This is a genomic window from Desulfurivibrio dismutans, from assembly GCF_029210385.1.
Classification (GTDB): domain Bacteria; phylum Desulfobacterota; class Desulfobulbia; order Desulfobulbales; family Desulfurivibrionaceae; genus Desulfurivibrio; species Desulfurivibrio dismutans.
The window spans coordinates 143034-154744 of sequence record NZ_JARGDQ010000002.1; the positions used below are offsets into that span (position 1 = coordinate 143034).

At 62.4% G+C, this 11711-nt stretch carries 6 protein-coding genes and 2 tRNA genes; 3 read left to right on the top strand and 5 right to left on the bottom strand.

Annotation, left to right across the window (positions count from 1 at the left end; translation table 11 throughout):
* The first annotated feature begins 28 nt into the window (after positions 1-28).
* The gene (locus tag P0N66_RS02700; protein WP_275802455.1) at positions 29-1468 is read left to right on the top strand and encodes a TIGR04283 family arsenosugar biosynthesis glycosyltransferase; all 1440 of its coding nucleotides are present in this window, start codon (positions 29-31) and stop codon (positions 1466-1468) included.
* 8 nt (positions 1469-1476) lie between these two features.
* On the opposite strand, the gene P0N66_RS02705 is transcribed toward P0N66_RS02700, so the two are convergent.
* Positions 1477-1553: transfer RNA gene (locus P0N66_RS02705), tRNA-Pro, on the bottom strand.
* Between the two features lie 166 nt (positions 1554-1719).
* On the opposite strand from P0N66_RS02705, the gene P0N66_RS02710 reads away from it, so the two are divergent.
* Together P0N66_RS02710 and P0N66_RS02715 are read left to right on the top strand one after the other, a co-directional pair.
* Positions 1720-1795, top strand: a tRNA-Asn gene (locus P0N66_RS02710).
* A gap of 308 nt (positions 1796-2103) precedes the next feature.
* Complete coding sequence (locus P0N66_RS02715) at positions 2104-4803, top strand: hybrid sensor histidine kinase/response regulator (protein WP_275802456.1); 2700 nt, start codon at positions 2104-2106, stop codon at positions 4801-4803.
* Between the two features lie 59 nt (positions 4804-4862).
* Here P0N66_RS02715 and P0N66_RS02720 read toward each other — a convergent pair whose 3' ends face one another.
* From P0N66_RS02720 to P0N66_RS02735, 4 genes are all read right to left on the bottom strand, one after another.
* Entirely contained in the window at positions 4863-5510 is a 648-nt protein-coding gene (locus P0N66_RS02720) for a 4Fe-4S binding protein (RefSeq protein WP_275802457.1), read from the bottom strand.
* A 113-nt stretch (positions 5511-5623) separates the two neighbouring features.
* Positions 5624-7321, bottom strand: a complete 1698-nt coding sequence (locus P0N66_RS02725; RefSeq protein WP_275802458.1) for a TolC family protein — start codon at positions 7319-7321, stop codon at positions 5624-5626.
* Between the two features lie 88 nt (positions 7322-7409).
* Positions 7410-10499 carry an efflux RND transporter permease subunit gene (locus P0N66_RS02730; protein WP_275802459.1) on the bottom strand — a complete coding sequence of 1030 codons (3090 nt, stop codon included), beginning with the start codon at positions 10497-10499 and terminating at the stop codon, positions 7410-7412.
* Positions 10499-11701 (bottom strand): efflux RND transporter periplasmic adaptor subunit, encoded by a 1203-nt coding sequence (locus tag P0N66_RS02735; RefSeq protein ID WP_275802460.1) that lies wholly within the window; start codon positions 11699-11701, stop codon positions 10499-10501. The genes P0N66_RS02730 and P0N66_RS02735 overlap by 1 nt, the downstream gene beginning before the upstream one ends.
* Between the last annotated feature and the right edge of the window lie 10 nt (positions 11702-11711).

Here is an 11711-nt window from a genome sequence, read left to right on the forward strand (position 1 = left end):
TTGTTATCTTTTGCCAACCGGACTTTGCATGCCGACCATGCCACCATCCTCGCCTGTCCACCTTAAACTGCTGATTTTCACCCGTTATCCCGGGCCGGGCCAGGTTAAAAGCCGGTTGACCCCGGCGCTGGGCGCGGCGGAAGCCGCCCGCCTGCAGCGCCGGATGAGTGAGGCGACGGTGCAGACGGCCCGCCGTTTGCGAAACATTTTGCAAGATTCCGAGGTGGTCGAGGCCACGGTGCGGATTTGCTATACCGGCGGGCGGGCCGCCTCCTTCCGGGCCTGGCTGGGTGAGGATCTGGAGTATCAGCGCCAGGCGGAAGGTGACCTGGGCCGGCGATTACAGCAGGCTTTTGAGCTGGCCTTCCGGCCGCGGCTGGCCCATCAGAGCTGCGACGGCCTGGAGTGCGGGACTCCCTTAAAGGACCGGCGCCTTGGCAATGAAATAGAGATGACCCTGGCGGTCGGCTCCGATGTGCCGAGGCTGACGGCGGAACTGCTGCGGGAGGCGATGAAGAAGCTGACCACCCACGACCTGGTGCTGGGCCCGGCCGAGGACGGTGGCTATTACCTGCTGGGCCTGAAAGAGCCACAACCGGAACTGTTTCGCAATATCAAATGGGGGAGCGACCAGGTGGCCGCCCAAACCAGCGCCGCCGCCGCCCGCCTCGGCCTGACCACCGCCTTCTTGCCCCCTCTGCCGGATATTGATCGCCCCGCCGACCTGACGGCCCTGGCCAATGATGAACGGTTTACCGACTTTTTCGGCCAACCCCCCAGGCTGTCGGTGATCATTCCCACTCTTAACGAAGCCGCGGTTTTACCCTCAACCCTTGAACACCTGCAGCAGGCGGCAAGCCGCCCGGGATCGGAAATTGAAATTATTGTGGCCGACGGCGGCAGCCATGATCAGACCCGCCAACTGGCCAGAAGCTTCGGAGCCACAGTGATTGAGGCCACCAGGGGCCGGGCGGCCCAGCTCAATGCCGCCGCCGCCGAAGCCCGAGGGCAGGCGCTGCTGTTTCTGCATGCCGACACCGTGCCGCCCCGGGATTTTCCAGCTCTGATTTTCCAGACGCTGGCCGACCCAACCACGGTGGCAGGGGCTTTCAGCCTGCAAATTGACGCCGCCGGGGCGCTGTTGCGCCTGCTTGAACGGGGCGCCAACCTGCGCGCCCGGCTCCTGGGCCTGCCGTACGGTGATCAGGGAATTTTTCTCAACAAAAGGGTGTTCGAGGAAATGGGCGGCTTCCCGCCGCTGCCGATCATGGAGGATTTTCAGTTGGTTCGGTGGCTGGCCCGGCGGGGCCGGGTGGTCATCCGCCCCGAAAAGGCACGCACCAGCGCCCGGCGCTGGCGACAACATGGAGTCCTGCGGACTTTTTTGATCAACCAGGTTATGGTCCTGGGCTTCTGGTTGGGTATCAGCCCGGACCGTCTGGCCCGGTTCTACCGTAACCAGAGGTAAGCATGAAATGGTCGGGGCGAGAGGATTCGAACCTCCGGCCTCCTGCTCCCAAGGCAGGCGCGCTACCAGGCTGCGCCACGCCCCGACTTACTGCAAGGGAATGATTTATTAGCATCCCCCCGAGTTAAGGTCAAGGAGAAAGCACCGATGGGGAGGGCGCCAGGCGCGGCCAAAAAAAAGGCGCCACCGGACATAACAGGTGCAAAACTGTTGACGCGAGTCCGCCGGCTTGCTATATTTGCCGCTTTCGTTCCCGGGTAGCTCAGTTGGTAGAGCAGGTGGCTGTTAACCACCCTGTCGGGGGTTCGAGTCCCTCCCCGGGAGCCATTTGAAAATCTGGTATCAACAGATGCCAAACGATAGTGACCCCGCCTTCCATCCGGAAGGCGGGGTTTTTTGTTTTTCAATACTGAACATGACGCGCTGTTATCTGGTTGACCAGGTAATTTTTTGTTTGTTTTTGCTCACTGGTGTCCGATCAGATGTCAAATAATTTTAACTGGCTTTTTGTTTCGGATTTATTTACAATTCCACGCAGAGTGCGTTCTTCGCAAAACCACGTGCCTCCCAATGGTTAGGCGGTAAATCTTTTGTGATGTGACTACCACTACATGGTTGTCACGGAGGACTGCAAAGTGGCAGCACATAAGAGCCTGCAAGTGCCCTTTGGTGGAAACGGACTCAGGCGCCGCATTCTGCTCCCCCTTGGCCTCGCGTTACTGCTCAGCACGGTGGTTACCATTTTCGCTGGCCTCCACATCCACAGTCTGCATGTGGCCAGAGAGGGGGGACAGCGCCAGGAGGCAATCCAGGCGCTGCTACCGATTCTGCTGAATAAAGAGCTTTTCCACCTACGCGCCCACCTCGACGGTCTGGCCACCTGCCCGAACTTTCAGCAAGCCTGGCTGACCGGCGACCTTAACGCTCTTGAAGCCCGGGTAGCCCAATTACCCGCCGGGCTCAAGTCACACCATGAATTCTTTGATCTCTCCCTGCTGCAACCCGACCAAACGTTGCTTCTGCGCTGGCAAACACCCTTATGGCACCATGAACGTTCAGGCAGCGAGGTTCTGGCCCGGGCCGCACAATCGGGCGAGCCGGCTCATGGGCTGGAACTTGATCCGGCCGGGATACTTTTGCTGCGGCTGGTGTATCCGCTGCCGTCGGAAGGTAAACTGGCGGGTTTTATTGATCTCAGCGCTGAAATTCATGGACTGACGGCAACTCTCCAACGCTCGGTGGGCAGTGATATCTGGCTGGTCACAGCCAAAGAAAAACTTGACCGGAAAAGCTGGCTGCGCCTGGCCGGGCCTGACGGGCCCTGGGAGTGGGGGCGCTTGGCCAGGCATGTGGTGCTGGGCGACAACCGGAAGAATATCCCACCGGTACTGCGCGACTTTATGGCTCGGCCGCATCATCAACATACCCTGAAAACTTTCACCTCCACCGAAAAGGGCTGGACGGTGCAGGGCGGCCAGGTCCCGTTGCTGGACGATACCGGCCTTGAAATCGGCGAGATTTTCTTTCTTGACGACACTTCGGGGCTGATCGCAGAGCTTAACCGGTTGCGCCTGTTTTTCCTGGTAATTACCGGAAGTACGGCCGCCGCTGTCTTTACCTTTCTCTTTTTCTTTCTCGGCCGAATCCAGGCCACCCTGTTTGCACAGAAAAAGGCCTTGCTCGACGAAATTGACAGCCGGAAACACACCGAAACCGCTCTTCGCCAGCTGCAGGAGGACCTTGAACGCCAGGTGGCCGAACGGACCCGGGCACTGAGCGATACCAACCAGGCGCTGCAGCGGGAAATCACCGAGCGGCAGCAAACCGGAGAAGAGTTGCGCCGGGCCAAAGAGGAGTGGGAAGAAACCTTTAACGCCATGGCCGATACCGTTACCATCCTGGACCCGGAACTGCGCATTATGCGCGCCAACCGGGCGACCGGCGAACTTTTGGGGCAGTCGGGGGAGCAGTTGGTCGGCCGGCACTGTTACGAATTATACCGGGGAACAGCCGAACCCTGCCAAGGCTGTCCGGTGACCAAAACCCTTGGCGACCACCGTCAGCATACCAGTGAGATTGAACACTGTACCCTGGGCAAAACTCTGCTGGTTGCCGCCTCGCCTCTGATCGGCGACGACGGTGTCTGCCGCGGAGTGGTGCATGTCGCCAGGGATATCACCGCCCATAAAAAATTCGAGGCCAGGCTCCAGCAAACAAAAAAAATGGAGGCCGTAGGCACCCTGGCGGCGGGAGTTGCCCACGACTTCAACAATATTCTCACCGGCATCCTCGGCCACAGCGAGTTGATCTTGCGTGGCAACACCGACGATTCGGCTCTGCGGGAGGATATCAACCGGATACTGGAAATGGGCCGGCGGGGGGCGGGCCTTACCCGCCAGCTCCTGGCATTCAGCCGTGAGCAGAGTGCCAGGATGCAACCGCTAAACCTTAATGAACTGGTGGAAAATCTAATGAAAGCCCTCGGCCGCCTCATTGGCGAAGATATCGAGGTCACCTTCAATCTCAACCCTGATCTCGGCATCGTCAACGGTGATCCGGGGCAACTGGAACAGGTCATCCTTAACCTGATGGTCAACGCCCGGGATGCCATGCCCACCGGCGGCACCATTACCATTTCGACCAGCAACGTCGAGCTTGATACCGATCAGGCGGCCCGTCATCCCGGAATGACCCCAGGCTCCCATGTAATGCTGGCCGTTTCCGATACCGGCAGCGGCATGGACCCTGAAACCCAGGAGCATATCTTCGAACCGTTCTTTACCACCAAAGAAATCGGGACCGGAACCGGGCTGGGGCTGGCCACCGTGTACGGCATCATCCAGCAGCACCACGGCAGTATCTGGGTGTACAGCGAAATCGGCGGCGGGACCGTGTTCAAAATCTTTCTACCACAGACGGCGGCGCCGGACAGTACCCAAGCCACCCGGGTTTTTCCGGATCTGCCCGGAGGTCGGGAAACCATTCTGCTGGCTGAGGATGAAGCGGCAGTGCGCGACATCCTCAAGCGCACCCTGGGTGCCTTAGGCTACAAAGTTTTGACGGCCCGAGGTCCAGCCGAGGCGGAAGAGCAGTTTGCCGCCGAACCGGAGATCGACCTGTTATTCACCGATGTGATCATGCCGGGCGGCAACGGCATGGATCTTTACCGGCGGCTGGCGGCCCAGCGATCCGGCCTCAAAGTGCTGTTCATGTCGGGTTACGGTGAGGCGGTCATGAAACAGAAGGAGATGGATTTTGCCGGGTTTCCCTTTATCCAAAAACCTTTTGCCACCGTCGATGTCGTCCAGGCGGTGCGGAATGCCCTGGATACATAAGCCTGTCTTTCCCTGGACCCACTCATTATCAACCGCCGGCAACAGCGCCGAAATTTCACCTACAGGGAAAGGGCCTTCTTGGGGCAGTTGACGACGCAGTTTTCACAGCGCATGCACTCCAGGCTGGGCACGTAACCCTGCTCTTTGTAGGCCCCCGGATAAGTCTGGATCGGGCAGACCTTTTGGCACAGACCGCACTGCTTGCAGTCGTCGGCCACCTTCAACAGATGCGTCTTTGGCGCCATCACCCCCTGCATCGAGGCCATGGGGCAGAAATTACACCAGGATCTGGGTTTAAAGTAGAGCCCGAAAGCCACGGCGATGGTGGTGGCCACCGTCCACATCATGACAAAAACCGCCCCGATTTTGGCCGGATCACCGCCGGAGGCGATCAGCCGGCTGACCATCAAACCCATGAGCAGCACAAAAAACAGCCAGCGAAACCAGGTTTTCTTGAACAGCTTCGGCATCTCCCGGTGCAGGCTGATCTTGCTCAGCACCCGCTCGTGAAAGGCCCCCATGGCACAAAGCCAACCACAGTAGAGGCGCCCCCAGAAAAAAGTCATCACCATCATGGTAACCATCATCGCCAGGGCCAGATACCCCAGGTAGGGCTGGTAAACCCCGCCGATAATCACCAGCGGCACCAGCGGCGCCAAAAAATACTGTATTATTCTACGATTCTTTTTTTCTTTAATGACCCTCATGACAACCGCCCCTTAACTGAAGATTAAGCGTTAAATAATTTAATCAAACAATTAAATAACACAGCTCGCTTATTTCGTCAAGGGGCAACAAAGGCCAGAAATGGCGGCTCGGTTCAGCGGGTGGTGATCTGGCGGCGGGCCAGCAGGGAGCCGTCCAAACGATAAAGCTCGGTCAGGGCCAGACGGTAGGCTACTTTGGCATCCACTTCCGCCAACTGGCTTTCCAGCAAATCGCGCTGGGCCCGGGCCACGTTCAGGGCGGTGCTGCGCCCCACCTCGAACTTGACCTCTTCCACCCGCAGCACCTCCTCCTGGAGGCGGCGGCGCTCGGCGGAGGCATCAATCTGGGTGCGGGTTCGGTGGGCCTCAAGATGGGCCTTGCGGACATCCAATTCCACCAGTTGGCTCAGATTGCCAAGGCTGGCCTCGGCCTGGTTGCGACTGGCGCGGGCCCGGGCATCAACGGCAGCGGCGGCCCGGTTGCCTCGCAACGGCAAGGAAAAACGCAACCCCGCGGAGCCGGCGTAGGTCGAGTCATCGATTAACTCACGGAAGGAGCGACCGAAACTGTCGGCGTAGCCGGTTTTGCCCAGGGTGATAAAAAGATCCAGGCGGGGCAGCAAGCCGTTGCGGGTCTGCACCACCTCCAGCTCGCCCTGTTCCAGCCGTAGCCGGGCCTCACCCAAATCTGGCCGCATTTGCCGGCTCAGGGCCACATGCTCCAACACCGGGTCGGGTGCCGTTTGGGGAACATAAGGGGTTTCCCGCGGCACCGGCTGGAGGGTCCAAATCTCGGCCATCTCAGCATAGCGGCGTTGCTGGGCCATACCGGCAGTCGAACCGGCAGGCGCCGGGTTAACAAGGTTCAGCAACTCCAACCGTGCCTGGTCCCGGCTGCTTTCCCCGTCGATCAGGCTTTGGCGGCGGAAAGCCAGTTCCGCCTCGGCGGCGGCCCGTTCCACCGCCGCCACCGTTCCCACCTCGATGCGGCGCAACACATCCTGTAACTGGGATTGTGCCACGGCCAAAGATTGGCGGTAGATGGCAATCCGGCTTTCCGCCAGCACCAGCTCCCAATAGGCCCTTTCCACCTCCGCCACCAGGCTCTGGGTAAAGCCGCGCAGTTCATACAAAGAAACCAGCACCTCGAGATCGGCCTGACGCACCCCGACCAGGTTGGCCTCTCGACTGCCGCCGCGCAGCAGGGCCTGGGTCAGGCTCAGGCTGGCGCCGGCCCGATGGTGCAGGCCATCGGGGGTATTTTCGGCATCGCTGCGCCGTTGCTCCAGGGCCAGCTCCAGGGCGGTGCCGGTGGCCAGTTCCTGCTCCACCCCCAACCGGTAATTCTCCGTTTCCGTGCGCCGGTAATCGTCACCAAAAGGGATTTTTTCGCGGCCGGCTGATGCTTCGGCAAACAGCGTCGGATCAAACACCGCCCGCTCCTGTTCGGCAAAGGTGCCGCTGATCAACGGCCGGTAGAGCTGAATTCCCAGCGAACGGTTATTGGCCAGGGCCATGACCACCGCTTCTTCCACCGACAGCTCCAACCGCCCCTGTTCATCGGGTCGGGGAAACTGGTCGGCCGCCGAGCGGGGCAGATAGCGCTCCAAGTCCAGCCGACGGGCGGCGGTAGCCGCCTCCCTGGCACTGGCCGCCGCCTCCGGCGTCTCTGGCATGACCAAATCCGGCGGCAGTTCACCGGCCTCACTGGCAACGACTCCCGCCGGCAGCGCTGCCACCGCCAGCCCGGCCAGCAGAACCACCAGCAGGGCGGCCCAGTAGCTTTTCCGGTGCGGCTCTTTTGTCCGCATACCTTGCAGGCTGTCAGCCCTTTGCCGTTTTTCCCGATAAAGCATGACGCCGGCCTCTCTCCAGATGGTGTAATGTTGCTGTTTTGTTTTACTGCTGCCGCTCAGCGCGGTGCCGGTACATTAAGGAGTAAAGCACCGGAATCAGCAGCAGACTGATAAAGGTGGAGCTGAGCAGGCCGCCGACCACCGCTCGGGCCATGGGGGCCTGCTGCTCGCTGCCCTCCCCCATTCCCAGGGCCAGGGGCAACATGGCGAAGGTGGTGGTCAGGGTGGTCATCAGGATCGGCCGCAGTCGCCGTCGCCCCGCCTCCCGGGCCGCCTCCAGGGCCGGCCAGCCCGCGTCACGTCGCAGCCTGGTGGCCTGGTCCACCAGCAGGATGGCGTTGTTGACCACGATCCCCACCAGCATGATGCCGCCGATGTAGGACTGGGCATTGAGGGTGGTGCCGGTAAGCAGCAGCATCAGCACCACCCCGATCAGGGCCATGGGCACGGCGAACATTACCACCAGGGGATCACGCAGCGATTCGTAAAGGCTGGCCATCACCATGTAAACCAGCAGCACCGCCAGCAACAGCCCCAGGGCCATTTCGCTGAAGGCCTTCTCCTGCTGTTCGTAATCGCCACCGAAGGTAATGTCAATCCCCCGGGGGACGGGAATGGTTTCCAGTCGCTGGCGAATATCGGCCACCACCGAGCCCAGGTCCCGGCCGGCCAGGTTGGCCTGCACCCGGCTGACCCGCTGCTGGTCCTGGCGCTCGATGGTCAGCGGACCTTCCGAGCGTTCCACCGTCACCACGTTGGCCAGGGTGACGAACTCGCCGGCGTCGTTGCGCACGGCAATATTCAAAATATCGTCAAAATCAAGCTGTTCCGCCTCTTGCAGGCGCATGAAGATGCGGTACTCTTGGCCGCCGTCGCGGAACTCGCCGGCGGTGGCGCCGGCCATGGCAAGCTCGACGGTGCGGGCTATGCGGGCCACCGACAGACCCAGGTCGGCGGCCCGCTGCCGGTCTATACGCAGCAGCTCCAATGGCACCCCACCTTCCCGGCTCAGGCGCAAATCGGAGATTCCCTCGATATCGGCAATGGCGTCCCGCACCTGGCGGGCCACTTGGTCCAACTGCGCCAGCTCAAAACCACGTACCTCGATGACCAGCCGCTCATCCTCGGCTCCGGCAGCCAGGCGCAGAATAAACAGCCCCCCGGTACGGGTGCGGATCTCCACCCCGGGAATATCACGCAACAGAGGCCGCAGGTCGGCGGCGATCTGCTCGCTGGAGCGCTCCCGCTCCCGCATCGGCACCATGACCAGACGAATATCGGCGTTGGCCGGCGCCCCGGTGCGCCAGGAAGTGCCCCCGACCCGAACCACCGAGGCCCTGGTTTCCGGGACCGCCGGCATGATGATTTTTTCCACCTGCCGCACTTTTTCATCCAGCAGGGCCAACTGGGTGCCGGTTTCCATCTCTACGCTGATCCGCACCTGGCCCTCATCGGCCTGGGGCATGAACTCGCTGCCCAGGTGGGGCAGCAACATCAGGGCCAGGACAAACATCGTGACGAAAAAGATCACCACCGGTCCACGGTTGTTTAAGGCCCCATCCAGGGTGCGCTGGTAAAAAGTTTCCAGGCCGTTAAACATTCCCGCCAGCAGCCGCAGCAGGGACGCCCGCAATCCCCGCTCCCCTTCCCCGGCCACCGCCGCCGGCCGTACCAGGTGGGCGGCCAGCATGGGGGTCAGGGTCAGGGCGGTGATCAGGGCCGCCAGTAGGGCAAAACCAACCACCAGGGCCAATTGGCGGAACAGCACCCCGGCCAGTTCCTGGGCAAACAGGATGGGGAAAAAGATCACCAGGGTGGTCAGGGTGCCGGCGACCACGGCGGCGGCCACCTCGCCGGTGCCCTGCTCCGCCGCTTCATGGGCCGCCTTTTTTTCCTTATCCCGCAGGCGGGCGATGTTTTCCAGCACCACGATGGAGCTGTCCACCATCATCCCCACGCCCAGAGCCAGACCACCCAGGGTCATCAGGTTGAGGGTAAAGCCGCCAAAGTAGATCAGGGCGAAGGTGGAGATCACCGCCACCGGGATGGCGGTGGCCGCCACCAGGGTGGAACGCAGGCTGCGCAGGAAAAAGAGCAGCACCAGCACCGCCAGGGAACCGCCATAGAGCAGGGAGCGGCCGACATTGTCGATGGAGCGCTGGATGTACTCGGAAAAATCAATGATGGGAACGATCTCCATCTGGGGGAAATCCCGGTTGAGCCGCTCCACCTCATGCAACACCCCCCGGGCCACCTGCACGGTGTTGGCGTCTGGCTGTTTGCGGATGGCCAGCCGCACCCCCGGTTCATCGTTGATCCGTACAATGCGGCTTACCTTGCGGTGGGTGTCGACGATCTCGGCCACCTGCTCCAGGGTGATGGTAGCGCCGTCGCGCACCGCCAGCACGGTGGCGGCCAGTTCCGCCAAACTGGTGAACTGGCCAGGGGTGCGAAGGGTGACCTCCAGTCGGCCCCGCTCGATCTCGCCGGCGGGCACGGTGATGTTGGCATCCCGCAGGGCCTGGCGGATGCCGTCCAGGGTCAGGCCCAGGGCGGCAATCTTGTCGGCGTGGAGATTGACCTGGATCTCCCGCTCCAACCCCCCCCAGACATCCATGGAGGCCACCCCCGCCACCCTTTCGATCCGGAAGCTCATCTGCTCATCGATGAGCCGTCGCAATTCCAGGGGGTCCATGGCGCTGGCGGCCCCCAGGATCAGCACCGGGGTGGCGGAGATATCGAATTTGCGCACCTGGGGCCGGGACACCTCATCGGGCAACTGATTCATCACCCGGTCCAGCCGGTCCCGCAGGTCATTGGCCGCCACATCGATATCGGTCCCCCAGGCAAAGGAAACCCGGACGCTGCTTACCCCTTCCGAAGAGTTGGAGTTGATGCTCTCCACCCCGGCCACCGCCGCCACCGCCTGCTCGATGGGGCGGGTGATCAGCTCTTCCACTTCTTCGGGACTGGCATTTTCGTAACTGGAGGAGATGGTGAGGGTGGGATAGGTGACCTCGGGCATCAGGTCGATGGGCAACCGGGAGAGCGACACCGCCCCGATGATCACCGCAATCAAGGTGACCATGGTGGTAAAAACCGGGCGACCGACGGTGAAACGGGCCGGGTTCATCAGCCGCCCTCTCCCGGCGCCACCGGTTCAGAAATATTGATCCGGGCACCGTCGCTGAGCAGGTGCTGGCCCAGGGTGACCACCCGGCCGCTGATCTCCGGGGCGACGATCTCCACCATCTCCCGGCTCTGCAGGCCCAGCTCCACCGGCAGGTAACGGACGCTTTCACCGTCTTCATGCACCAGGAAAACGGCGTACTCACTGGGGCGCTCGACCAGGGCGGCGCGGGGCACCAGCAGGGCGTCATCCTTGCGGGCCACCTCGATCTCCAGGCGAACGAACATGCCGGGCTTGAGCATCTGCTCGGGGTTTGCCACCTCCACCTCCAGACGGGCCTGGCGGGTGGCCTCCCGCACCACCGGGGCCAGGCGGGCCAACTCCCCGGTGAAGGAGCGCCCGGCCACCGCATCGGCCCGCACCGTTACCGCCTGACCGGGCCGCAGCAGCGGGTAATCACGCTCCGGGGCGTGGGCCACCGCCACCAGGCGGTCAATACCCACCAGGGAGAACAGCGGGGTGTTGGCGGCCAGCAATGAACCTTCATCCACCAGGCGCGCGGCAATCACCCGTTCCGGCTCACCGCCCTGCCAGTCGGCCCGGATTTCGGTGTAGGAAAGGCGCAGCTCGGTGGCGGCCAGGGCAGCCCGGCGTTGGGAAACCTGGGCCGCGGCCACCTGGGCCTTGGCCTGCTGGGCCTCGTAGTTGGCCAGGGCGCCGTCCAGTTCCGCCTCGGAGGCCACCCCCTGGCGGCGCAGGCTCTGGGCCCGCTCGTACTCCCGGCGGCTGGTGGCCAGGGCGCTTTCCGCTTCCGCCAGGCCGGCCTTGGTCACCGCCAATTCGGCCCGCGCCTTGTCCACCTCCAGGCGATACTCGTCACTATCCAGCCGGGCCACCACCTGGCCCCGCCGGACGGTATCACCCAGATCGACGTAAAGCTTCAGCAACCGGCCGCCCACCCGGGCGGCCACATCAAAACGGGAGACGGGCTGGAGGGTGCCGGTGAAGGTGCGCCGTTCGACAATCCCGCCCCGCTGTATGGGCGCCACCTCCACCGCCACCGCCGCCTCCCGGCGGGGACCGTCGCCAACCACCGACACCGGACCGCGTTCGTCCGTCCGGCCAAGCAACCAGTGGACGCCGGCCAGCAAAAAAAGCGCCAACACGGCGCCGATCAATGTTTTCAGGGTTGCTCTGTTCATCATATTTTGGATG

Excerpts from the sequence above, each read along its gene's own strand:
- P0N66_RS02700 (WP_275802455.1), top strand. The coding sequence starts at position 29 with ATGCCGACCATGCCACCATCCTCGCCTGTCCACCTTAAACTGCTGATT.
- P0N66_RS02720 (WP_275802457.1), bottom strand. The coding sequence starts at position 5,510 with ATGAGGGTCATTAAAGAAAAAAAGAATCGTAGAATAATACAGTATTTT.
- P0N66_RS02725 (WP_275802458.1), bottom strand. The coding sequence starts at position 7,321 with ATGCGGACAAAAGAGCCGCACCGGAAAAGCTACTGGGCCGCCCTGCTG.
- P0N66_RS02730 (WP_275802459.1), bottom strand. The coding sequence starts at position 10,499 with ATGAACCCGGCCCGTTTCACCGTCGGTCGCCCGGTTTTTACCACCATG.
- P0N66_RS02735 (WP_275802460.1), bottom strand. The coding sequence starts at position 11,701 with ATGATGAACAGAGCAACCCTGAAAACATTGATCGGCGCCGTGTTGGCG.